19 protein-coding genes and 1 pseudogene are annotated in these 21,812 nt (G+C 74.0%); 11 read left to right on the forward strand and 9 right to left on the reverse strand.

The window, feature by feature from the left end:
• Window positions 1-471 precede the first annotated feature (471 nt).
• Window positions 472-1,128: a GNAT family N-acetyltransferase gene (locus tag ACFMQL_RS31895; RefSeq protein WP_364052579.1), complete on the forward strand. Its 657-nt coding sequence runs from the start codon at window positions 472-474 to the stop codon at window positions 1,126-1,128.
• A gap of 268 nt (window positions 1,129-1,396) precedes the next feature.
• Here ACFMQL_RS31895 and ACFMQL_RS31900 read toward each other — a convergent pair whose 3' ends face one another.
• Window positions 1,397-2,512 (reverse strand): DsbA family protein, encoded by a 1,116-nt coding sequence (locus tag ACFMQL_RS31900; protein ID WP_364052576.1) that lies wholly within the window; start codon window positions 2,510-2,512, stop codon window positions 1,397-1,399.
• Window positions 2,513-2,587: 75 nt separating this feature from the next.
• On the opposite strand from ACFMQL_RS31900, the gene ACFMQL_RS31905 reads away from it, so the two are divergent.
• From ACFMQL_RS31905 to ACFMQL_RS31940, 8 genes and pseudogenes are all read left to right on the forward strand, one after another.
• Complete coding sequence (locus tag ACFMQL_RS31905) at window positions 2,588-3,268, forward strand: TetR/AcrR family transcriptional regulator (protein ID WP_378788457.1); 681 nt, start codon at window positions 2,588-2,590, stop codon at window positions 3,266-3,268.
• Between the two features lie 43 nt (window positions 3,269-3,311).
• Window positions 3,312-4,031, forward strand: coding sequence for a polyprenyl diphosphate synthase (gene uppS, locus ACFMQL_RS31910; RefSeq protein ID WP_364057431.1), 720 nt, complete (start codon window positions 3,312-3,314; stop codon window positions 4,029-4,031).
• 141 nt (window positions 4,032-4,172) lie between these two features.
• Window positions 4,173-4,909 (forward strand): annotated as a pseudogene (locus ACFMQL_RS31915) (pentapeptide repeat-containing protein); the annotation flags it as partial.
• A 186-nt stretch (window positions 4,910-5,095) separates the two neighbouring features.
• Window positions 5,096-5,575, forward strand: a complete 480-nt coding sequence (locus ACFMQL_RS31920; protein WP_364052567.1) for an Rrf2 family transcriptional regulator — start codon at window positions 5,096-5,098, stop codon at window positions 5,573-5,575.
• A gap of 84 nt (window positions 5,576-5,659) precedes the next feature.
• Entirely contained in the window at window positions 5,660-6,823 is a 1,164-nt protein-coding gene (locus ACFMQL_RS31925; RefSeq protein WP_364052564.1) for an MFS transporter, read from the forward strand.
• A gap of 42 nt (window positions 6,824-6,865) precedes the next feature.
• Window positions 6,866-7,729, forward strand: a complete 864-nt coding sequence (locus tag ACFMQL_RS31930; RefSeq protein WP_378788459.1) for an SMP-30/gluconolactonase/LRE family protein — start codon at window positions 6,866-6,868, stop codon at window positions 7,727-7,729.
• Between the two features lie 98 nt (window positions 7,730-7,827).
• The gene (locus ACFMQL_RS31935) at window positions 7,828-9,441 is read left to right on the forward strand and encodes a two-component sensor histidine kinase (RefSeq protein ID WP_364052558.1); all 1,614 of its coding nucleotides are present in this window, start codon (window positions 7,828-7,830) and stop codon (window positions 9,439-9,441) included.
• A 105-nt stretch (window positions 9,442-9,546) separates the two neighbouring features.
• Window positions 9,547-9,963 (forward strand): hypothetical protein, encoded by a 417-nt coding sequence (locus tag ACFMQL_RS31940; protein ID WP_378788461.1) that lies wholly within the window; start codon window positions 9,547-9,549, stop codon window positions 9,961-9,963.
• Window positions 9,964-10,148: 185 nt separating this feature from the next.
• On the opposite strand, the gene ACFMQL_RS31945 is transcribed toward ACFMQL_RS31940, so the two are convergent.
• Together ACFMQL_RS31945 and ACFMQL_RS31950 are read right to left on the reverse strand one after the other, a co-directional pair.
• Window positions 10,149-10,922 (reverse strand): TetR/AcrR family transcriptional regulator, encoded by a 774-nt coding sequence (locus ACFMQL_RS31945; protein WP_378788463.1) that lies wholly within the window; start codon window positions 10,920-10,922, stop codon window positions 10,149-10,151.
• Window positions 10,923-11,008: 86 nt separating this feature from the next.
• Complete coding sequence (locus tag ACFMQL_RS31950) at window positions 11,009-12,085, reverse strand: TetR/AcrR family transcriptional regulator (RefSeq protein WP_364052549.1); 1,077 nt, start codon at window positions 12,083-12,085, stop codon at window positions 11,009-11,011.
• A gap of 180 nt (window positions 12,086-12,265) precedes the next feature.
• On the opposite strand from ACFMQL_RS31950, the gene ACFMQL_RS31955 reads away from it, so the two are divergent.
• Entirely contained in the window at window positions 12,266-13,447 is a 1,182-nt protein-coding gene (locus ACFMQL_RS31955) for a cytochrome P450 (protein WP_364052546.1), read from the forward strand.
• Between the two features lie 104 nt (window positions 13,448-13,551).
• Here the strand turns inward: ACFMQL_RS31955 and hutI are convergent, their stop codons facing one another.
• From hutI to ACFMQL_RS31980, 5 genes are read right to left on the reverse strand one after another with little or no spacing between them, the layout of a single operon-like run.
• Complete coding sequence (gene hutI / locus ACFMQL_RS31960; RefSeq protein ID WP_378788466.1) at window positions 13,552-14,712, reverse strand: imidazolonepropionase; 1,161 nt, start codon at window positions 14,710-14,712, stop codon at window positions 13,552-13,554.
• A 35-nt stretch (window positions 14,713-14,747) separates the two neighbouring features.
• The gene (locus ACFMQL_RS31965) at window positions 14,748-16,085 is read right to left on the reverse strand and encodes a formimidoylglutamate deiminase (protein WP_378788468.1); all 1,338 of its coding nucleotides are present in this window, start codon (window positions 16,083-16,085) and stop codon (window positions 14,748-14,750) included.
• Window positions 16,076-17,299 carry an allantoate amidohydrolase gene (locus tag ACFMQL_RS31970; protein ID WP_378788469.1) on the reverse strand — a complete coding sequence of 408 codons (1,224 nt, stop codon included), beginning with the start codon at window positions 17,297-17,299 and terminating at the stop codon, window positions 16,076-16,078. The genes ACFMQL_RS31965 and ACFMQL_RS31970 overlap by 10 nt, the downstream gene beginning before the upstream one ends.
• Window positions 17,299-18,954 (reverse strand): urocanate hydratase, encoded by a 1,656-nt coding sequence (gene hutU, locus ACFMQL_RS31975; RefSeq protein ID WP_364052534.1) that lies wholly within the window; start codon window positions 18,952-18,954, stop codon window positions 17,299-17,301. Before hutU ends, ACFMQL_RS31970 begins: the two co-directional genes overlap by 1 nt.
• Window positions 18,955-18,982: 28 nt before the next feature.
• On the reverse strand, window positions 18,983-20,410 hold the full coding sequence (locus ACFMQL_RS31980) for a purine-cytosine permease family protein (RefSeq protein ID WP_378788471.1): 1,428 nt from the start codon (window positions 20,408-20,410) through the stop codon (window positions 18,983-18,985).
• Between the two features lie 168 nt (window positions 20,411-20,578).
• Between ACFMQL_RS31980 and hutC the strand changes: the two genes are divergently transcribed.
• Entirely contained in the window at window positions 20,579-21,367 is a 789-nt protein-coding gene (gene hutC, locus ACFMQL_RS31985) for a histidine utilization repressor (protein ID WP_378788473.1), read from the forward strand.
• A gap of 2 nt (window positions 21,368-21,369) precedes the next feature.
• Here hutC and ACFMQL_RS31990 read toward each other — a convergent pair whose 3' ends face one another.
• A complete protein-coding gene (locus ACFMQL_RS31990) occupies window positions 21,370-21,798 on the reverse strand; it encodes an NUDIX domain-containing protein (RefSeq protein WP_378788475.1) in 429 nt (142 codons plus the stop codon).
• Window positions 21,799-21,812 lie beyond the last annotated feature (14 nt).

Below are 21,812 nucleotides of genomic sequence, written 5' to 3' on the forward strand. Positions count from 1 at the left end.
GGGAACGGCCGCCGCGGCCCGGGGAGGCCCCGGGCCGCGGCGGCCGGAGGCCGGCGAGTCGTCGTCCGCGTCCCAGCCGAAGTGGTGCACGTGCTGCTTGCAGGCGTTGGCGTGGCGCGTGCCGGCGAAGACGCCGTGCTTGGTGATCCAGTGGTAGGTGCTGTCGTCGTTGAGAGCGAGCCCGCACGCCCTCGGGTGCTTGTTCCACTTGTGGTCGGACCAGATGTCGGCGGCCGCAGTGCCGGCCGTTCCGAACACGGCTGCCGTGATGAGCAGCGCGCCGCCGGCGGCAACGAGGCTACTTCTCATGATCTCCCCCTGTAATCACGAAGTGACATCGGCCATCACTATACGTAGCGATCTTGTGGCGGGGTGCTCGCCACGCCCCGCTATTCGATTAACAGGAGGCCGCCGCCCGGCAAAGCATCCACCCGCCTCTGCAATGCGCGGGGCGTGCCATCATGGCGGCTCATGACCAACTTGGCGGAGGTGCTCCGCGATGCCCAGGACGGCCGCTTTCCCCCTGCGGACGGCGGCGTCACCCTCGTGCCCCAGCCGTCGCCGCGCGACCTCGGCGTGCTCTCCTTCACCGCGCACGCCGTGGTCTTCGCCGACGTCGACCCCGCCTGGATCAGGGAACGCCTGCCTCCCGGCGACCTGGACGCCCCGCTCGGGCCGCCGTTCCTGCAGGAGCTGGCGGCGCTGACCGGCCGGGCCGCCGGCAACCTCGACCTGCTCGCCGTGGCCTGCCCGCTGCCCGGGTCCGCGCCGCTCGCCCTGGAGGAGCTGCGCGACAGCGGCCACCCGAGGGTGGCACGGGCCCGCCGCTACCGCGACGACGTCCGCGTTTGGGTCGCACCCGCCCAGGACGACGGGCCAGGAGGCGGCGTGGCCGGTCTGCTGACGGTCGGGCGGGGCGTGGGCGGACGGTGGGAGGTCGCGATCGAGGTCGAGCCCGCTCATCGGGGCCGCGGGCTGGGCCGCCTGCTCGCCGCTGCCGCAAGGCACCTGGCGCCCGCCCCGGTGTGGGCGCAGGTCGCGCCGGGCAACGCGGCGAGCGTCCGTGCCTTCATCGCCGCCGGGTACGCGCCCGTCGGCGCCGAGGTCCTGCTGTCACCGGAGCCCTGACCACCCGGCGGGGGAGCGGGATCCCCGCGCGGGGGGAGCCACAGGGTGCGGGCCGGTCGGCAAGGTGAGGCGCATGAGCCGCTGACGCCGGAATCGCCTGGACCGGCCTGCACGTCGCCTCGAAGGCCGCCTGCGCCCTAGCGGGCCGCAGGCGGGCACCGGCTCAGCGCGGCCATGGCCTCAGCGGGAGCCGCAGGCACGACGGACCGCGCGGCCCGGTACGCCCATGGCGACGGCGCGGCACCCGGATGAGAGATGGCGGCCGCGGTCAGGCCGCGTAGTCCGGGGTCATGGCGGCGGCCAGGGTGAGGTGGGAGGCGGCCTCCTCGTGCCTGCCCTGGCGCTGCAGGGTGCGGCCCAGGAGGTGGCGGGCGTAGGAGTCGTCGGGCGACTCCTCGACCAGCGACTCCAGTGTCGTGCGCGCCCGGTTGAGCTGCGCCGACGCGAAGTACGCCCGCGCCGCCAGCATCCGGACGCCCCGGTCACCGCCATGCTCGTCCATGAGGGGACGCAGCAGCGTCAGCGCCCCGAGCGGGTCGCGCTGGTCGAGCAGCGACTCGACGTGCCGCAGCCGCTCGACCTCGGCGGGCAGGCGGCGCGGGGTGTGCCCGGCGGCGTCCCGGAGGAACGCGGCGATCGTCTCCGGCGACTGCGCGCCCTCCAGCGCCAGCCCGTTCGCGACGATGGTCGGCGACGTCCGCACGCCCTTCGCCTTGCCGATGAGCAGCAGCTCCCGGGTCAGCTCGGCCCCAGGCAGCGCCCGCCAGGCGGCGGTGCCGGGGAGCAGCGCCTGCGGGCCGGCGCCGCCTTCGGACGGTGCCCGGCGGCCGGCGGGATCACCGGCCGGTGCCTGCGGGCGGGCGGAGTCGCCGGACAGCGCGGAAAGGGCGGCGGTGCCGGTGTAGCCGGCCTCGTCGGCCAGGCCCGCGTCCGCGGCGATCTCGGTCAGCACGGCGACGTCGCTGATGTCGCGTACCTCGACGAAATGGGCGCGCAGCAGCCGCTCGGCCACGCGGTCCTGCAGCGCGGCCCCGCCCTTCTCGTACGCCAGCGCGATCAGCCGGTGCGCCTCCAGCGTGGCGACCCGGTAACCGGAGCCCCACTGCGCGCCCAGCCCTTCTGACGCGGCGATCTCGGCGACCCGGGCGCGGTTCTCGGCGGGGGAGAGGCCGGGCGCGCAGGCCCGCAGCGCCTCGTCGGCGACGGGGTCGCGCAGCACCTGCTCCATCGGCACCGCGCGGGCGGGCGCGGACGGATCGATCTGGAACGGCCGCCACATCACCTCGACCGGCTCGCCGTCCCAGGACGCGAGCGCCTTCTCCAGCCGTCGCTTGCCGATGTGGGCCCACCCGCAGACCACGTCTGCCCAGATCTCGATACGCATACCAGCAAGCTATGCGACAAATGTTGATTAGTCAACACATGTCGCTTAAGCGATGCCTGTCGTATAGTGAGGTGCGTGAACCCGGACGATCCGAGAGCCCGGCGCACCCGGGCCAGGCTCAAAGAGGCCGTACGCCACCTGGCCGCCCAGCAGGAGCCCGCCACCATCACCATGTCGGCGCTGGCCAAGCGCGCCGAGGTGAACCGCGCCACGATCTACCTGCACTATCCCGACCTCGACGCGCTCGTCACCGACGCCATGGAGGACACCGTCGCCGCCGTCGCCAGGGCCGCCGCGCTGTGCCCGCTCGACGCGCCCCGCGACCGCGCCCCAGAGCCGCTGGCCGAGCTGTTCGCGTACGTCGCCGCCAACGCCACCCTCTACGCCCGCATGCTCGGCCCCCAGGGCAGCGCCCGCTTCTCGGCCCGCATGCGCGAGCGCCTCACCGCCGAGCTGGCGGGCCGGTTCGCCGGCGGGCACCGCCCCCCTGGGTGGGATGACGTGCCAGGCCGACGTGCACGCCGCCTACCTGGCAGGCGCGCTGGCCGGCGTCATCGCCCACTGGGTCGCGGGCGGCTGCCCCGGCGGCGCGGAGGAGGCGGCGCTGGCGTTCTGGAAGTTGTTCCGTACGGGCTGCCGGGCGGATGCCTGAACGTCACGGAAGCGTCCCTTTCGGCGCCTGCCGGAGGTGGATATCAGGAAAGATCAGATTCCGGCCCCTCACCCGCGCCATTCTTGGAGGGTGCACACGACTGACCTCCTTCACTCCCTCTACGCCCGGCGGCTGCGCCGCCAGGTGATGTCCGGCCCCCTGCCCCGCCACGTCGGCCTGATCATCGACGGCAACCGGCGATGGGCCAGGCAGAAGGGCATGGCCAACCCGAGCATGGGTCATAAATACGGCGCCGATCACATCCAGGACGTGCTCTCCTGGTGCGAGACGATCGGCATCAAGCATCTGACGATCTTCCTCTGCTCCACCGAGAACCTGCAGCGGCGCGGCGATGAGGAGGTCGCCTTCCTGCTGAAGGTGATCGAGCAGATGGTCGAAGACCGCTTCAACGTCGCCGACTCGCGCTGGCAGGTGCACGTCGCGGGCTTGCTCGACATGCTGCCCGACACCACCGCCCGGGTGCTCAAAGACGCGGTCGAGAACACCCGCACCTGCCAGACCGGCTTCCACCTCACGCTCGCCATCGGCTACGGCGGCCGCCAGGAGGTCATCGAGGCCCTGCGCGAGCTGCTGTACGAGCGGGCCGAGGCCGGCCAGTCGATGGTCGAGCTGGCCTCGACGCTGACCGTGGACGACATCGCCCCGCACCTCTACACGGCCGGGCAGCCCGACCCCGACCTGGTGATCCGCACCAGCGGCGAGCAGCGCATGTCGAACTTCCTGCTGTGGCAGTCGGCCTACTCCGAGCTGTACTTCTGCGAGGCCTACTGGCCGGCCTTCCGCGAGATCGACTTCCTGCGCGCGCTGCGCAGCTTCGCCGCCAGGCAGCGGCGTTACGGCGGCTGAGCCGGAAGGCCGCACCCCCGTACGCGAGTACCCTTGGCCTGCCGCCCCGTACGTGAAGAGGAGAACCGCCCGGTGCCAGGAACCCACCCGCGCGAGCTCGGCCTGCTGTCCGACTGTGCGAGCTGCTTCGGGCTGTGCTGCGTGGCGCTGCCGTTCTCGGCGTCGGCGGACTTCGCCGTCGACAAGGACGCCGCCGGCCCTGCGCCAACCTGCGCGACGACTTCCGCTGCTCGATCCACTCGCGGCTGCGCGAGAGCGGGTTCAACGGGTGCACGGTGTTCGAGTGCTTCGGGGCCGGGCAGAAGGTCTCGCAGGTCACGTACGAGGGGCGGAGCTGGCGCGAGGCCCCGGAGACGGCCCGGCAGATGTACGCCGTGTTCCCGGTGATGCGCGGGCTGCACGAGCTGCTGTGGTATCTCGCGGAGATCCTCACCCTGCCCGCCGCCGCGCCCGTGCACCCCGACGCCCGCGCCCTGCTGGAGGAGACGGAACGCCTCACCCGCGAGAGCGCCGTCGTGCTCGAACACCTCGACGTCGGCGCCCACCGCGCGCGGGTCAACGAGGTGCTGCTGCGGGCGAGCGAGCTGGTGCGTCACGGGCTCGGCGGCAAGCGGCACCGCGGCGCCGACCTCATCGGGGCCCGGCTGCGCGGCGCCCGGCTGCGAGGGGCCGACCTGCGCGGGGCGTACCTGATCGGCGCCGACCTGCGCGGCGCCGACCTGCGGCAGGCCGACCTCATCGGGGCCGACCTGCGCGGCGCGAACCTGACCGGCGCCGACCTCACCGGTGCCGTCTTCCTCACCCAGGCCCAGGTGAACGCCGCCATGGGCGGCCCCGCCACGCGCCTGCCCGCCGCCCTCACCCGCCCGGCCCACTGGACGGGCGGCACGGCGGCGGGCGCTCCGGCGGCCGGCGGCCGAGAGACCGGCGGCTGGGCGGCAGGCGCTTCGCGATCGGCGCGCCCCCGCCCCAAGACCCGCCGCCTCAGACGAGGCCGCTGAGCCCCGTACGGCGGGGAGCCTCCGACACCCACAGCAAAACCGGGACGTGTAACATCCCCTTTCATGCGGATGGGAGAAGGGGTCGAGTGGGGTCTGCACTGCTGCCTGGCGCTGGCCTGGCTGGAGGATGAGGCGCCGATCCCGACCGGGAAGCTGGCCGAGCTGTTCGAGCTGCCGCCCGTCTACCTGAAGAAGCGGCTGCAGGACCTCGTACGCGCCGGCATCCTCGCCTCCGTGCCCGGAGTGAAGGGCGGCTTCCGGCTGGCCAGAGCGCCGGAGCGCATCACGCTCCTCGACGTCGTGGCCGCGATCGAGGGCCGCGACGAGGCGTTCAGGTGCAACGAGATCCGCCGGCGCGGAGCGGGCGCCGAGGAGCCCGCCGGCACGTTCGCCAAGCCCTGCGGCGTGGTGATCGCGATGCGCCGCGCCGAACTGGCCTGGCGCAGGGAGCTGGCCGCGCAGACCCTCGCCGACCTCATGCGCGAGGCCGCGCCGTCCGCGCCGGGGCGCACCCGCCGCCACTACGCCCGTCTCACCGGCTGAGACCGGAGCCGAGGCCACGTGAGGGCTGAGGCGCGCTTTCCACGACCACGATCCAGGTGTCGCTTTCTCGGGAGGAAAAAGGGGATGTTGGATGTCCCGGTTCAACGGCGGCGGGCGTTCGTGCCCGTGGCCGTGCTGGCCGTCGGCACGTTCGCCGTGGGGACGGACGCGTTCGTCGTGGCCGGATTCCTGCCGCAGCTCGCCGCGTCGCTGGAGGTGAGCGAGACGGCGGCGGGGCAGTCGGTCACCGCGTTCGCGGTGGCGTACGCGATGCTCTCGCCGATCCTCGCCACCGTGACCGCCCGCCTGTCGCGGCGGGCGCTGCTGGTCGGCGCGCTGCTCGTGCTCGCGCTCGCGAACCTGGGCTCGGCGCTCGCGCCGACCTTCGCGGTGCTGCTGGTGACGCGCGTGCTGGCGGCGGCGGGCGCGGCGGCGTTCACCCCGAACGCCGGAGCCGTGGCGGCGGCGCTGTCGCGGCCTGAGGTGCGAGGACGGGCGCTCGCCACCGTCATCGGCGGGCTGACCGTGGCGACGGCCGCGGGCGTGCCGCTCGGCGGGCTGGCCGGTCAGGTGCTCGGCTGGCGGGCCGCGCTCGGCCTGGTGGCCGGGGCGTGCGCGGCGGTGGCGGTCGCGGTCTTCGCGATCCTGCCCGCGCTGCCCGGCCAGCCGCCGGTGCCGCTGCGCGAACGGCTCAGCGTGCTGCGGCGTCCCGCCGTCCCCGCCGTGCTGGCGCTGACCGTGCTCGGCATGGCCGCCACCTACACCGTCTACGCCTACAGCGCCCCGGCGATGCGCGCCGTCGGCGTGGAGTCCACCGCGTCGATGCTGTTCCTGTACGGGGTGGGCGCCATCTTCGGCAACATGGCCGCCGGGTACACCATCGACCGGTGGGGAGCGAGCCGCGTGCTCATGGGGGGATATGTCGTGATGGCGGCCAGCCTCGCCGGGCTGGGATGGCTGGCCGGTGGGCAGGACGTGCCGGTCGCCCTGGTCGGGCTGCTGGCCGTCGGATGGGGCGCGGGCACCTGGTGCCAGACCCCGCCCCAGCAGCACCGGCTCATCGGCGTCGCACCTCAGGAGGCGTCGCTGGTCGTCTCGCTCAACGCGTCGGCCATCTACGTCGGCATCGGCGCGGGCACGCTCATCGGCGGCCTGACCCTGGCGCAAGGGGTGGCGGTGACGTACGCGGCGGGCGCGGTGCTGGCGGTGCTCGCCCTGCTGCTGATCGTGGCCACCCGGCGCATCTGACCACTAGGCTGGCCTATCGCAGCGATCATGGAGGAGAGCGGCATGGGCATCACCGCGTACACCGTCACCGACCCCGTCGCCCAGCACGGCGAGGGGCCCGTGTGGTCCGCCCGGTGGGGCGGGCTGCGCTGGGTGGACATGCTGAAGGGCGACGTGCTCGCGCTCACCGAGGCCGGCGAGGTGCGCCGCCGCCACGTCGGCAAGGTGGCCGCCGTCGTCCGCCCCCGCGTCTCCGGCGGCTACGTCGTCGCGGCCGAGCGCGAGCTGCTGCTGGCCGACTCCGACGACCTCGACGCGCCGCTGCGCTCGCTCGGCGAGGCGTGGACCGACCCCGGCGTCCGCATGAACGAAGGCGGCTGCGACCCCGACGGCCGGTTCTACATCGGCAGCATGGCCTACGACGAGACCCCAGGAGGCGGCTCCTTCTACGTGGCCGAGCCCGACGGGCGGCTGCGCGTGGTGCTGCCCGAGGTGACGATCTCCAACGGGTTCGGCTTCAGCCCCGACGGCCGGCTCGCCTACTACGCCGACACCACCACCGGCCGCGTGGACGTCCTCGACTACGACCCGGCCGGCGGGCTGAGCGGGCGGCGGCCGTTCGCCGTCATCGACCCCGGACAGGGGGCGCCCGACGGGCTCACCGTGGACGCCGAGGGCGGCGTCTGGGTGGCGCTGTGGGGAGGCGGGGCCGTCCACCGCTACACCCCCGGCGGGCGGCTCGACGCCGTCATCACCCTCCCCGTACCCAAGGTCACGGCCGTCGCGTTCGGCGGCGAGCGGCTCGACCGGCTCTACATCACGACCTCGGCCCTCGACATCGACCGGGCCGAACAGCCCGAGGCGGGCGCCCTCTTCGCCGCCGACCCCGGCGTACGCGGCCTCCCGGTACTCCCCACCACGCTCTGAAGCCGGCTCGCCGGAGGCGGGCCGGGCGGCGTCGGCGGGGTGACCTGGGCCGTCGCAGGCGGGCCACGCACGTGGTGATCAATCGGTAACGTGAGCGCATGCGTTCGCGCGGTGCGTCGTTGGATGGGCTGTTCGCCGCTTCGGCCGTCGCCCTGGAACTGCTCATCAACGGTCATGCCGGCGAGGGCATGCCGACGCCGTCCGAGTTCGCCGTGGCGCTGCTGGCCGGTCTGCCCATGGGCGTCGTACGCCGGCGTCCCGGCCCGGTCACCGTTCACCTCGCCGCGCTCCTGGTGATCGCCGGCCGGTTAGCGCCGGGCGCCGACAGCGCGCAGGTCCTGATGTGCGTGGCCCTCTGCGTCACCGGCTATCGGCACGGCTTGAGGGAGGCGCGCGGCCCGATGCTCGCCGCCGTACTGGCGACCGCCCTGAACGTGGCCGGCCCCGGCGTCACCCCGGGCACGATGGCGCTCGCGCTCCTCCTGCCTGCGGTGCCCGCCGCCATCGGCGCTGGGTTGCGCCGCGCCGCGCACGCTGACATCGGCGACGACCTGCGTAGTGCCGGGGACGCCGCCATCGGCGCTCATCCGCGCCATGCTGACGACGACGGCACGATCGACGTGCTCCTGGCCGGCGCAGGCGCGCTGCTGGCGGTGCTGAGCACGTGGGACATCTGGCACACCGGCGGCCAGCCCCTCGCGATCGTCCAGGTGGCCACGGTCGTCGCCGGGCTGGCGCTCGGCCTCGCCAGGAGGCTGCCCGGCCTGGTGGTGGCCGTCGAAGCGGCGCTGCTGCTCGCCGCGGACGCCCACCTGCACGGGGCCACCGACACCGGCATGCTGCTCCTGCTGGTGGCGATCGGCGTGTTCGCCAAGCGGGTGTCGTCGTGGGCGTGGACGGCGCTGGTGTACGCGGCGGGCTGTGCGTGCGTCGCGGTGGCCGTGTTCGAGTCCTTCAGCCGGATCACCACGCTGCGCGTGATCGTGCTGGTGACGCTGGTGGCGATGCCGGTCGTCGCAGGCCGCTATCTCGGCATGCGCCGCGCCGTCACCGCCGCCGAGCGGCTGCGGGCCGAGGAGGCCGTACGCCTGACGCTCGCGCGCGCCCGCGCGGACCTGCTGGCCGAGCGCGAGCACATCGCCCGGGACGTGCAGACGCTGGTCGCGGGGCACGTCGGCGCGATGGTGCTGCGGGCCGGTGATGCCCGGGCCGCCGTACCCGACGGGCCGCTCGGCCACGCGCTCGCCGACATCCGCGAGACCGGCGACCAGGTGCTGCGCGACCTGAGCAACCTGCTGCACGGCGGCGACCCGCACCTCGAGGCGCCCGACCTGATACGCGCGGCGGCCGGCCGCATGTCCGCCGCCGGCCTCGTGGTGGACCTCGACCTCGACCCCGGCATGGCGACGGTCTCGCCGGTGCTGCGCGCGTGCGCCGCGGGCGTCGTCCAGGAGGGGCTGACGAACGTGCTCAAACACGCCGGCCCCGGCACCCGCGTAGCGGTCACGGTCACCGCCTCGGGCGGCGGAGCGTCGGTACGGCTGCACAACGGCCCTCCACCCGCCGCCCCGGAACGCCTGCCCTCCTCCGGACACGGCCTGGCCGGCATGCGCAAGCGCGTCCGCGCCCTGGGCGGCACCCTGGACGCCGGCCCGGACGGCGACGGCGGCTGGCTTCTGTCAGCCGCTCTGCCACCCCGAGCCCCCGAGTGAGGCCGCGACCCGGCCCGAGGCTCACGACACCACGCCTCCCACGGCAGCGCCCACGGCGACGCCGCCGGAATCATCAGCACGCTCGCTCCCGCCAGGCCCCAGGCGATGAGCGCGAGCGGGTTCACCTCGTCGCCGAAGCTCTCGTTCATCAGGAAGTATCCGGCCGAGCAGGCCGCCGCCAGCAGTCCCGTCGCCAGGCCCAGCCCGTCCAGGCGGATCTCCTGCCATGCCTCCACGACGATCGCCAGGCCGGCGATCGCGACGATCGTGCCCGCGTACGCGGACCGGGGCAGCCGCCGGCGGCGTACCAGCCGGACCCAGGCCACCACGAGCACCGGCGACAGCGACACCAGCAGCAGCGCGATCCCGACCGGCAGCCGGGTCCACACCTCCTCGATCGGCGTCATCCCGGCCGCGACGAGGTACTTCGCCATCGGACCTGAGAACGCGAACCCGCACGCCGACCCGATCGCGAGCGCCGGGCCCGCCCACCGCATGCCGTCACCACCTGCGCTGTCATGACCGTAAAGGATCTTTGATCATGTCAGTACGCCGCTGAGGCCCGCAACGCGATTTCCGCTCGTACGAAGAGCCCGCGGGGCGCACCCAGCGCGGGCGCTTGACGCGAGGGGGCACCCCGTCGCCTCGCGCAGCGACCCGCTGGGGTGTTGAGGCTCGGTCGGGGAGCCCGGTCGGGTGGCCGAGGTTCAGTGGGGCGTACGGCCGGGGCGATCCAGTCCGGCGGCCAGCTCGGCGATGGCGGCGTCGAACTGGCGGCGCAGCACCGCGATGTCGGGCACCCTGCCCGGCTCGTCGGCCCAGCGCGACCAGCGGTCGATCACGACCCGCAGCGCGCTCAGCACGGCCCCCGCGCACACGATCGGATAAACACCCGCCTCATCGAACCTCCCGCCGTCCTGGGCGGTCACCTCGCGCGGGACGGTGCGGGCAGGCGCCGCCTCGGCCTGGGCGCGTGGGGTGATCGCCTCGGTGCGGGCGGAGGCCGCCTGCGTGGGGGTGATGCGTTCGGCGATGGCTTCGGCCAGCACCTGCTCCTGGGCGGCGAGGACGGCCAGCTCGTACGGCACCAGCGACGGTGTGCTCCTGACCAGCCGGAGCGCGCGGATGTGGTCCCGGCCGGCGGCGTCGCTGTCGTTCATGACCGCGAGCACCGCCTCGCGGAAGGCCGTCAGCACCGGCTCCTCCGGCGGGCGGGCACGGAACCGGGCGATGAGCTGCTCGGCGGCGGCCGACAGGGTCGCCACCACCGCCTCCTCCTTGCTGGAGAAGTAGTTGAAGAAGGTGCGCAGCGCGATGTCGGCCGCGCCGGCGATCTGCTCGACGGTGACGTTCTCGACGCCGTGGCGCAGGGAGAGGCGGAGCGCGGCCTCGCTGAGCGCCGCCCGGGTGGCCTGCTTCTTGCGCTCGCGCCGCCCGACGACCGCACCCGCCGCCGGACGCTCACCGCCGCGCAACACCACCTGGCGGACAGGACACCGCGCTCGGCCCCCTCCGCCTGGTACGAACGGTCGCAGCGCGGCTCGGCCGGCAGGACGCCGGTGCGGGGTCAGGTGAGGGGGTGGGTGGCGGCGGTGTGGCAGGCGCCGAAGCCTTCGGCGCGGAGCTCCACGCGGCCCGCCCGCACCCGCAGCGCCACCTCGGTACGGTCGCCGGGCGATGCCACCCCCGCCGCGGCCGCCAGCGCGCCCGTGTCGTCGTGGACCACGCGGAGCCGGGGCCAGGCGGCGCGGGGGAACGCCTGCCGCAGGCACGTGCTCACCTCGGCGACGACCAGCCGCGCCAGGGGCATCAGCTCCTGGGGCGTGCCGGTGACGATGACGGCGGTCACCTCGGCGTCGGGCGGCGCGGCGCGTACGGCCTCCTCGGCGGCCGACAGCCGGTGCAGCCCGAGCACCGCCACCACGCCGTCGCGCTCGGGATGGGCGGGCTCCCCGGTGACCGCGTCGAGCGTCCCTGCCGGCGGCGACCACGGCGTGCCCGGCGACCGTACCTCCGGCACCATGGGCGCCACGAACCAGCGGTCGCCCAGGTCGAGGTCGGCGAGCTGCTCGCACACGCGGATCACGTTGAACGGCTCGACGAACCCGGGCGCGGCGGCCGAGAGCTGCGAGGACCCCTGCAGGACGGTGAGCGCGGCCTCGGCGAGCCGGACCAGCCGCCCGTCAGGTTCGCGGGGCGGCCGCAGCCGCTCCATGGCCAGCCCGAGCAGGATCGCGTTGAGCCGCATGAGCTGCGCGTACGGCTTGCGCGTGGCCTCGTCGGCGAGGATCTCCGGGATCAGGTGCATGCCGAGGCGGCTCGGCTCGCGTTCGCCGTCGCTGACCAGCGGCAGCCGGGTCACCCATGCCCGCGCCACCTCCCCGAGCGCCTCGCGCACGGTCAGCGCGGGTTCTTCCGGCGGCCGTACGGGTGCGCGCTCGGCCAGGTCGGCGAGCACCGCGAAGTAGAGGGCCCGCTTGCCGGGGAAGTTGGAGTAGACCGCGCCCCGGGTCAGCTCGGCCCGGTCGGCGATGGCGTCGATCTTGGCGTCGCGGTAGCCGCGTTCGGCGAACTCCTCCTTGGCCGCCGCCAGCACCTTCGCCCGGTTGCGCTCCTGCGCCTGCGCCCTGGTGAGCCGGACCAACCGCCCTCCTCCGTTTCGTGCCTTCTCAGCAGGCGTCGTCCGTGCCTTCAAGCCGTGGGCTCGAAGACGGTGTCATGCGCCCAAGCACGTTACCGGGCGCTGCAAGCGAGTTGCCGGAGGTCTCAAGCCAAGATACCGTCACCATCCAGATGATGACATCATCCGAAATGGAGGCGACGGATGACCGACGTGCCGGAGATCGACCTGTCCGATGTGGCCGTGCTGCGCGACCTGGCCGCCGCGTACGCCCCGGCCAGGGAGAAGTCCCCCGTGGCGCGGCTGCTGGCACCGGGGCTCGGCCACCTATGGGCCGTCACCCGTTACGAGGAGGCGAGGGCGGCGCTGGCCGATCCGCGCCTGGAGATCAACTCGGGCAGCTTCCTGCGTCCCGGCGTGCCCGAGCACTGCGCCCGCTATATGCGCACGATGTCCGAGATGAACGGTCCCGAGCACACGCGGCTGCGGCGGCTGGTCGCGCCCGCGTTCACGCCGCGTCGGGCCCTGGAGTTCGCGCCGCGCGTCGAGGCCATCGTCGGACGCCTGCTCGGCGAGCTCCAGGAAGGCAAGGCCGACCTGCTCGCCGGCTTCGCCAGGCCGCTGCCCATGGAGGTGATCTGCGAGCTGGTCGGCATCCCCGCCGCCGACCGCCCCGCCTGGCGCGAGTACGGCGCCGCCGTCGCGACCGGTCACGGTGAGGCGTTCGCGAAGGCCATCCCGGCGATCATCGAGGGCGCGAAGGCCGCGATCGCCGAGGCCCGCAGGGCGCCGTCCGCGAACGTGGTCTCCGACCTGGCCCGCATCGCCGGCGAGGACGGCGACCGCCTCTCGGACGACGAGCTGGTGACGATGGTGTGGCTGCTGGTCCTCGCGGGCCAGACCCCCGCGAACCTCATCGCCAACGCCCTGGTCACGCTGTTCCAGCACCCCGATCAGCTCGCCGCGCTGCGCGCCGACCCCGCGCTGATGCCGCGCGCGGTGGAGGAACTGGCCCGCTGGTGCACCCCGCAGATCATGACCGTGCCCAGGTTCGCGGCGGAGGACGTCGAGATCGGCGGCGTGCGCATCCCCAAGGGCGAGCCGGTGACCGTCTCGGTCGTGGCGGCCAACCGGGACCCGCGCGCGTTCGACGACCCGGACAGCTTCGACATCACCAGGGAGCCGGTGCCGCACCTCGGCTTCGGCCACGGGCCGCACTTCTGCGTGGGCGCCGGGCTGGCCCGCGTGGAGGTCGCGGTCGCGCTCGGCGCGCTGCTGCGGCGCTTCCCCGGCATGGAACTCGCGGGCGAGGCGGCGTACCTGCCGGATCCGGGGACGCAGCGGCTCGCGGCGCTGCCGGTGACGCTGGGGGCGGCGCGGCGCTGAGGACCGGCGCGGACGACCTCATCGCCCAGATCGACGTCGGGCTCGGCGGCGACACTACTGCCGGCCCGGCCGGATCACGGCTCGCCCGCCGCGCACCTGGCGCGTCAAACCTGGCGGACGCCGTCGCGCCAGACCGCCCAGACGAGCGGCACGCCCGGCCGGTAGGCCAGGTGGACGTGGCTCGGCGCGTCCAGCAGCACCAGGTCGGCGCGGGCGCCGGGCGACAGCCGCCCGATGTCGTCGCGGCGCAGCGCCCTGGCGCCGCCCAGCGTCGCCGCGACCACCGCCTCGTCCGGCGTCATGCGCATCTCGCGCACGGCCAGCGCCACGCAGAACGGCATCGAGCTGGTGAAGCTCGACCCCGGGTTGCAGTCGGTCGACAGCGCCACCGTGACACCGGCGTCGAGCAGGCGGCGCGCGTCCGGGTACGGCGAGCGGGTGGAGAACTCCGCGCCCGGCAGCAGCGTCGCCACCGTCGAGCCGCTCGCCAGCGCGTCCACGTCGGCGTCGTCGAGATGCGTGCAGTGGTCGGCCGACGCCGCCCCCAGCTCGACCGCCAGCCGTACGCCGGGTCCGGGACCGAGCTGGTTGGCGTGCACGCGCGGCGTCAGACCGGCCCGCAGCCCCGCCTCCAGCACCGCGCGCGACTGGTCGCCGTCGAACGCGCCCCGCTCGCAGAACACGTCCACCCAGCGCGCGTGCGGGGCGCACGCCTTCAGCATCGGCCCGGCGACCAGCTCCACGTACGCGTCGGGGTCGCCGGCGTACTCGGCCGGCACCACGTGGGCGCCCAGGTACGTCACCTCATCGGTGTGACCGGCCGCGATCCGCAGCGAGCGGGCCTCGTCCTCCACCGTGAGCCCGTAACCCGACTTGACCTCGATCGTCGTGGTGCCCTGGCGCAGCGCCTCGGCGACGTACCTGGCGACGTTCGCGTCCAGCTCGGCGTCGCTCGCCGCGCGGGTCGCCGCCACCGTCGTACGGATGCCGCCCGCCGAGTACGGCTGCCCCGACATGCGCGCGTCGAACTCGGCGGTGCGGTCACCGGCGAACACCAGGTGCGCGTGCGAGTCCACGAACCCGGGGATCGCGGCCCGCCCGCCCGCGTCCACCCGCTCGTCAGCGTCGGGCACGCGGGACTCAGGCCCCGCCCAGACGACGCGGCCCTCGTCGAAGACGACGGCGGCGCCGGTGATCGTGCCCAGCTCGGGATCGTTGGTGAGCAGGCTGCCGATCCCGGTGATGGCGACGGACGCGACGGACACTGCACGGCTCCTTTCGTTGGGGATGTCGCGGGATGCTAAGGGCGGGTGACGCGGGCGATCGCACGGGACAGCGCGCCGGGCACGTCCGGCACCAGCAGGTGCGCACCGTCGCGGACGACGGGACGGCCGCCGACCACGACGTTCCGGACGTCGGCGGCGGACGCGGCGAACACCGCCGTCTCGGCGCCCAGCTCCGGCGGCGGCCCCGCCGTGCGGACGGAGTCGAGCGCGACCGTGACGAAGTCGGCGGGCGCGCCCGCCTCGATCCGGCCCGCCTCCGGCCAGCCCAGGCTCGCGTGCCCGTCGAGGGTGGCGGCGCGCAGCAGCGCGGCGGCGCTCCACGTGCCGCGGCGCAGCGTGCGCAGCCGCTCGTCCAGCTCCACCGCCCGCGCCTCCTCGAACAGGTCGATCACGGCGTGGCTGTCGCTGCCCAGGCTGATCGGCGACCCGGCGGCGGCCAGGTCGGCGGCCGGGCCGATGCCGTCGGCCAGATCCCGCTCGGTGGTGGGGCACATGCAGACCGTGGTGCCCGAGCCGCCCAGCGTGGCGATGTCGCCGCCGGTCAGGTGGGTGGCGTGCACGGCGGAGGTACGCGGGCCGAGCGCGCCACTGTCGGCCAGCAGCCCTGCCGGGGTGCGGCCGTGCGCGGCCAGGCACGCCTCGTTCTCGGCGGGCTGCTCCGACAGGTGCACGTGCAGCGGCGCGTCGCGCTCGGCCGCCCACCGCGCCACGGTCGCGATCTGCTCGGCGGGCACCGCGCGTACCGAGTGGACCGCCGCGCCGATGCGGGCGTGCGCCCGCTCCTTCAGCTCGCTCGCGCGGGCCGCCCACGCGTCCGCGTCGCCGTCGCTGAAGCGGAGCTGGTGCCGCTCGGGCGGCGCGCCGAACCCCGACGACAGGTAGCAGGTGTCCAGCAGCGTGATCCTGATCCCGGCCTGCGCCGCCGCCTCGATCAGCGCCTCGCCCATGGCGTTGGGGTCGCCGTACGGCGTGCCGCCGGGGGCGTGGTGCAGGTAGTGGAACTCGCCGACGCAGGTGATCCCGGCCAGCGCCATCTCCGCGTAGACGGCCCTGGCCAGCTCCAGGTACGCGTCGGGGTCGAGCCGCCCGGCGACCTCGTACATGGTCTCCCGCCAGGTCCAGAACGTGCCGGAGCCGCGCTGCGCGATGCCGCGCAGCGCGCGGTGGAAGGCGTGCGAGTGCGCGTTCGCCAGGCCGGGCAGCGTCAGCCCGCGCAGCACCTCGGCCCCGGGCGGGGGAGCGGCGAGGCCCGTACGGACGCCGCAGACGCGCCCGCCGGACACTTCGATCACCACCCCTGAGGCGACCGCGCCCCCGACCCAGGCGTGCTCGGCGAAGAACGTCACCGGCATGCCAGCCCCTCCAGCACGTCGGCCAGCGCCTCCACCCCGGCCACGCAGTCGTCCTCGCGAGCGTGCTCGGCGGGGGAGTGGGACACCCCGGTCGGGTTGCGGACGAACAGCATCGCCGTCGGCACCTTCGCCGCCAGGATGCCCGCGTCGTGCCCGGCGCCCGTGGGCAGCACCGGCACCTCGTACGCGCGGCGCGCGGCCAGCAGCCGCACCAGTTCGTCACGGAGCGCGGGCGCGAAGTCCACGACCGGCGTGAACGACTCGCGCTCCAGCCCGACCTCCACACCCTCGCGGGCGGCGTGCTCGCGCGCCGCCTCCTCGATGCCGGAGAGCAGCCCGGCGAGCGCGTCCTCGTCGGCGGCCCGCGCGTCCAGCCAGGCCCGCACCAGGCTCGGCACCGCGTTCACGCCGTTCGGCTCGACCAGCAGCTTGCCGAACGTGGCCCGCGCGCCCGCCGCCGCGGCCCGCTCGCGGGCGGCCAGCGCGGTCGCGGCGTAGGCGAGCATCGGGTCGCGACGGTCCTGCATGCGGGTGGTGCCCGCGTGGTTGGCCTCGCCGCGGAAGTCGAAGCGCCACCGCCCGTGCGGCCAGATCGCCGACGCCACGCCCACCGGCGAGCCGGTATCGGCGAGGTAGCGGCCCTGCTCGACGTGCAGCTCCACGAACACGCCGACGCGGGCCAGCCGCTCGTCGTCGGGGCCGATCGCCTCCGGGTCGTCGCCGGCACGCTCCATCGCCTGCGCCAGCGTCACCCCGTCGGCGTCGCGCAGCGCGGCCGCCCGCTCCGGCGTGAGCTGACCGGCCGTCAGCCGCGAACCCGCACAGGCCACCCCGAACCGGGCGCCCTCCTCGTCGCCGAAGTTCACCACCGCGACAGGACGCGACGGGCGGGCGCCGCGCGCCGCCAGCTCGTCCAGCGCGGCGAACGCCGACACCACGCCGAGCGGCCCGTCGAACGCGCCGCCGTCCGGCACCGAGTCCAGATGCGACCCGGTCACCACGGCGTCGCCCGCCGCCGGATCGCCCAGCCAGGCCCACTGGTTGCCGTTGCGGTCGGTCTCGACCGCGAGGCCGCGCGCCTGCGCCTGCTCGCGGAACCAGGCGCGGCACTCGGCGTCCGCGCCGGTCCAGGCGAAGCGCCGGTAGCCGCCGGAGCCGGCGTGCCGGCCCACCGGCAGCAGCTCCGCCCACATCTCCTGGAACGACGACGGCATCAGGACTCCTTCATCGGCACCCGCACGCCGGTGCGGCGGGCGACCTCCTCGGCCTCCTCGTACCCGGCGTCCACGTGCCGGATCACGCCCATCCCCGGGTCATTGGTGAGCACCCGCCGGATCTTCTCCCCGGCCAGCGCGGTGCCGTCGGCCACCGTCACCTGCCCGGCGTGGATGGACCGGCCGATGCCGACGCCGCCGCCGTGGTGGATCGACACCCACGACGCGCCGGAGGCCACGTTCACCATGGCGTTGAGCAGCGGCCAGTCCGCGATCGCGTCGGACCCGTCGCGCATGCCCTCGGTCTCCCGGTACGGCGAGGCCACCGACCCGCAGTCGAGGTGGTCGCGGCCGATCACGATCGGCGCGCGCAGCTCGCCCGAGGCCACCATGTCGTTGAAGCGCTCGCCCGCCCGGTCCCGCTCGCCGTAGCCGAGCCAGCAGATCCGCGCCGGCAGGCCCTGGAAGTGCACCTTCTCACCGGCCATGCGGATCCAGCGGGCCAGCGGCTCGTTCTCCGGGAACAGCTCCAGGATCGCCCGGTCGGTCGCCGCGATGTCGGCCGGGTCGCCCGACAGCGCCGCCCACCGGAACGGGCCCTTGCCCTCGCAGAACAGCGGCCTGATGTAGGCGGGCACGAACCCGGGGAAGTCGAAGGCCCGGTCGTAACCGGCCAGCTTCGCCTCGCCCCTGATCGAGTTGCCGTAGTCGAACACCTCGGCGCCGGCGTCCTGGAAGCCGACCATCGCCTCGACGTGCCGCGCCATCGACGCGCGCGCCCGCTCGGTGAAGCCGGCCGGGTCCTTGTCCCGCTCGGCCGCCATGTCCTCGAACGCCACCCCGAGCGGCAGGTACGCCAGCGGGTCGTGCGCGCTCGTCTGGTCGGTCACCACGTCGATCGGCGCGCCCTCGGCCAGCATGCGCGGCACCACGTCGGCGGCGTTGCCGAGCAGCCCGATCGACAGCGGCCTGCGCGCGTCCCTGGCCTCGGTCGCCAGGCGCAGCGCGTGCGCCAGGTCGTCGGCCTGGACGTCCAGGTAGCCGTGGTCGAGGCGGCGCTGGATGCGCGACGGGTCGCACTCCACGCAGATCGCGACGCCGCCGTTCATGGTGACGGCCAGCGGCTGCGCGCCGCCCATGCCGCCGAGCCCGGCGGTCAGCGTGATCGTGCCGGCGAGCGACCCGCCGAACCGCTTGGCCGCCACCGCGGCGAACGTCTCGTAGGTGCCCTGCAGGATGCCCTGCGTGCCGATGTAGATCCACGAACCCGCGGTCATCTGGCCGTACATGGTCAGGCCCGCCGCCTCGAGACGGCGGAACTCCTCCCACGTCGCCCAGTCACCGACCAGGTTCGAGTTCGCGATCAGCACGCGCGGCGCCCACTCGTGCGTCGTCATCACGCCGACCGGGCGGCCCGACTGCACCAGCATCGTCTCGTCGGACTTCAGCGTGCGCAGCGTCCGCACGATCGCGTCGAAGGAACGCCAGTCACGGGCGGCGCGGCCGGTCCCGCCGTACACGACCAGGTCGTCGGGGTGCTCGGCCACCTCGGGGTCGAGGTTGTTCTGCAGCATCCGCAGCGCGGCCTCCTGCTGCCAGCCCAGGGCCGTCAGCTCGGTGCCGCGGGCGGCCCTGACCGGGCGTGCGCCTTCCATGATGCTTCCTCTCTGTCTGTCGGCTGTGTCAGCGAGCCTGTACGGGCTCGGAGGACGGATAGATCATTTCCACGGGCGGCTTCGAGGTACGCCTGGCCCACGGGTAGTACAGCGCGGCGGTGGCCACCAGGCCGACGATCCACGAGATGTCGGCGCCGCCGAGCAGCTCGGTGATCGGGCCCGTGTACAGCTTCTGCGCGAGGAACGGGATCTGGATCACCACGCCGAAGGCGTAGCTGACCAGCGCGGTCATGTTCCAGCGGCCGTAGCGTCCCGCCGGGTCGTACAGGGCGGGGATGTCCACCCGCTCCTTGGAGATCAGGTAGTAGTCGGTGAGGTTGATCGCGCTCCACGGCGTGAACACCATCAGCAGCGCGAGCACGAAGTTCTTGAAGTTGTCCAGGAAGTCCGCGCTGGCCAGCAGCGCCACCGCGATCGAGACCGCGGTGAAGCCCACGATGTACAGGGCGCGGACCACGGGGGAGACGCGCGAGCGGCCGTTGAACGCGGTCACCGTCGTCAGCAGGCACATGAAGCCGCCGTAGGCGTTGAGCGTGTTGACGGTCAGCTTGCCCACCACGATCACCAAGTAGATGAGCAGCGCGATGGCGGCGGGCCCGGCCAGCTCGCCGACGAACCCGACCTGGTCGCCGACGAACACCGCGCCCGAGACGGCCGCGATCAGCGCGCCCAGCGACATCGCCCACTGCGAGCCGATCACGCTGCCGAGGAACGTGCCCCAGAACGTGGCCCGCTCGCTGGTGCTGCGCGGCAGGTAGCGCGAGTAGTCGGCGACGTACGGGCCGAACGTCAGCTGCCAGGCCGCGCCCAGCCCCACGGCCAGCAGGAACGTCGGTACCTCGAACGGCTTGGCGCCGATGACGGCGCCCACGTCGTACGTGGTGAACACCTTGACCAGCAGGTAGCCGAGGCCGGCGATGCCGACCACGGTCGCGATCCTGCCGACGCTGTGGATGAGCCGGTAGCCGGTCACCGCGACGATCGCCGTCAGCACGCCGAACAGCAGGATGCCCGCGGTCGTCGGCAGGTGCAGGACCCGGGCGAGCGCCTGCCCGGCCAGCACGCTGCCGGTGGCGGCGAAGCCCAGGTACATCAGCACGACGAGGACGAGCGGCAGGACCGCGCCGAGCACGCCGAACTGCGCCCTGCTGGAGATCATCTGGGGCAGGCCGAGCCGCGGCCCCTGCGCGGAGTGCAGCGCCATCACCGCGCCGCCGAGCACGTTGCCGATCAGCAGGGCGATGATCGCCCAGAGGGCGTCGGCGCCGAACACGACGGCGAGCGCGCCGTCCACGATCGCCGTGATCTGCATGTTCGCGCCGAACCAGAGAGTGAATTGGCTGCGCGGCGTGCCGTGCCGCTCGGCGTCCGGGATCACGTCGATCGTCCGGCGCTCCACGGCTGGAGCCGCGCCCAGGGTTTGGTGGTCTTTCATGGCGGTCCGCCTCTCGCGCGTCACGCACCCTGGGGGATACGGGGGTTCGAGGGGAAATGTACAGTCCTGTATATACAGATCGCTACCCTGGGAGGGAAGATAAACTTCGGTCATCGGTCACGGAGATCTCTCCGCCCGCTGTCCCCCGACCCGAGGATCCGCCGCGACATGGTGCCCATCTCGGTGGTCGAGTCCGAGCTCGCCGCCCAGTTCCAGCAGCTCGGACCCGCGTCGGCGCCCGCGTACGAGCGGGTCAAGAAGGTCATCGCGGCCGGCGTGCGCTCCGGCCGCTGGGCCCACGGCCAGCAGCTTCCCTCCGAGCACCAGCTCGTCAGCGCGCTCGGCCTGTCCCGCATGACCATCAACCGCGCCCTGCGCGAGCTCATGCACGAAGGGCTCATCGAGCGCAGGGCGGGCGTCGGCACGTTCGTCGCCGTGCCCAAGGCCGCCTCCGCACTGCTCCAGGTCAGGAACATCGCCGACGACATCCGCCGCCACGGCCACCGCCACCGCACCGAGGTGGTCTTCGTGCGCGAGGAGTCGTCGGAGGGCGCCGACCCCGAGCTGCGCGACGCCGCCGGGCCGGTCCTCTACCGCTCGCTCATCGTGCACTTCGAGGAGGACACCCCGATCCAGCTCGAAGACCGCCTGGTCAACCCGGCCGCCGTGCCAGGCTACCTGGAGCGCGACTTCACCCGGCAGACCCCCCACGCCTACCTCAACGAGGTCGCCCCGCTCACCAGGGGCGAGCACATCGTCGAGGCCGTGCTCGCCGACGCCGCCGAACGCCGGCTGCTGCGCATCGGCCGCTACGAGCCGTGCCTGCTCGTACGCCGCCGCACCTGGTCAGGCGATGTGCTGGTGAGCGTGGCCCGGCTGCTCCACCCCGGCTCGCGGCACCGCCTCGAGGGCTCCTTCGGGGCCGACTGGTCGCTCGGCCACGCCGTCGATCGCTGACCTCAGCGGGTCGCCTCGATGAGGGCGCGGTGCGACGGGATCAGTCCTTCCGGCAGGTCGCCGGGGTCGCACCAGCGGGCCTCGAGGATCTCCATCGAATTCAGCCGCAGGGTGCCGCCGCCTTCGTACACGGCCGCGTACGCGACCTCCATCCTGAGCCGGAACCCGCTCCTGAGCTGCACCAGCTCGCCCACCCGCACCTCGAGCCCGGTCTCCTCGCGCACCTCGCGCGCGACCGTCTCCTCGAACGTCTCCCCGCGCTTCGCGCCGCCCGTGGGCAGTCCCCACGGGCGATTCTCCCCCAGAACCGGTGCCGCAGCAGCAGCACCCTGCCCTCGCGGTCGCGCACCACCCCGGTCACCCCGACCATGAACTTGTCCTGCGTCAGGTAGAGCAGCCGCCACTGCACCGACCCGCGCAGGCTCCGCCACAGCCGCGCGATCAG

The sequence above is a fragment of the Nonomuraea fastidiosa genome (assembly GCF_042751225.1).
GTDB lineage: Bacteria > Actinomycetota > Actinomycetes > Streptosporangiales > Streptosporangiaceae > Nonomuraea > Nonomuraea fastidiosa.

Bases quoted from the DNA above. Each gene is read 5' to 3' on its own strand.
- ACFMQL_RS31895 (WP_364052579.1), top strand. From the start codon at position 472: ATGACCAACTTGGCGGAGGTGCTCCGCGATGCCCAGGACGGCCGCTTT.
- ACFMQL_RS31900 (WP_364052576.1), bottom strand. From the start codon at position 2,512: ATGCGTATCGAGATCTGGGCAGACGTGGTCTGCGGGTGGGCCCACATC.
- uppS (WP_364057431.1), top strand. From the start codon at position 3,312: ATGTCCGGCCCCCTGCCCCGCCACGTCGGCCTGATCATCGACGGCAAC.
- ACFMQL_RS31920 (WP_364052567.1), top strand. From the start codon at position 5,096: ATGCGGATGGGAGAAGGGGTCGAGTGGGGTCTGCACTGCTGCCTGGCG.
- ACFMQL_RS31925 (WP_364052564.1), top strand. From the start codon at position 5,660: ATGTTGGATGTCCCGGTTCAACGGCGGCGGGCGTTCGTGCCCGTGGCC.
- ACFMQL_RS31930 (WP_378788459.1), top strand. From the start codon at position 6,866: ATGGGCATCACCGCGTACACCGTCACCGACCCCGTCGCCCAGCACGGC.
- ACFMQL_RS31935 (WP_364052558.1), top strand. From the start codon at position 7,828: ATGCGTTCGCGCGGTGCGTCGTTGGATGGGCTGTTCGCCGCTTCGGCC.
- ACFMQL_RS31940 (WP_378788461.1), top strand. From the start codon at position 9,547: ATGAGCGCGAGCGGGTTCACCTCGTCGCCGAAGCTCTCGTTCATCAGG.
- ACFMQL_RS31955 (WP_364052546.1), top strand. From the start codon at position 12,266: ATGACCGACGTGCCGGAGATCGACCTGTCCGATGTGGCCGTGCTGCGC.
- ACFMQL_RS31965 (WP_378788468.1), bottom strand. From the start codon at position 16,085: ATGCCGGTGACGTTCTTCGCCGAGCACGCCTGGGTCGGGGGCGCGGTC.
- ACFMQL_RS31970 (WP_378788469.1), bottom strand. From the start codon at position 17,299: ATGCCGTCGTCGTTCCAGGAGATGTGGGCGGAGCTGCTGCCGGTGGGC.
- hutU (WP_364052534.1), bottom strand. From the start codon at position 18,954: ATGGAAGGCGCACGCCCGGTCAGGGCCGCCCGCGGCACCGAGCTGACG.
- ACFMQL_RS31980 (WP_378788471.1), bottom strand. From the start codon at position 20,410: ATGAAAGACCACCAAACCCTGGGCGCGGCTCCAGCCGTGGAGCGCCGG.
- hutC (WP_378788473.1), top strand. From the start codon at position 20,579: ATGGTGCCCATCTCGGTGGTCGAGTCCGAGCTCGCCGCCCAGTTCCAG.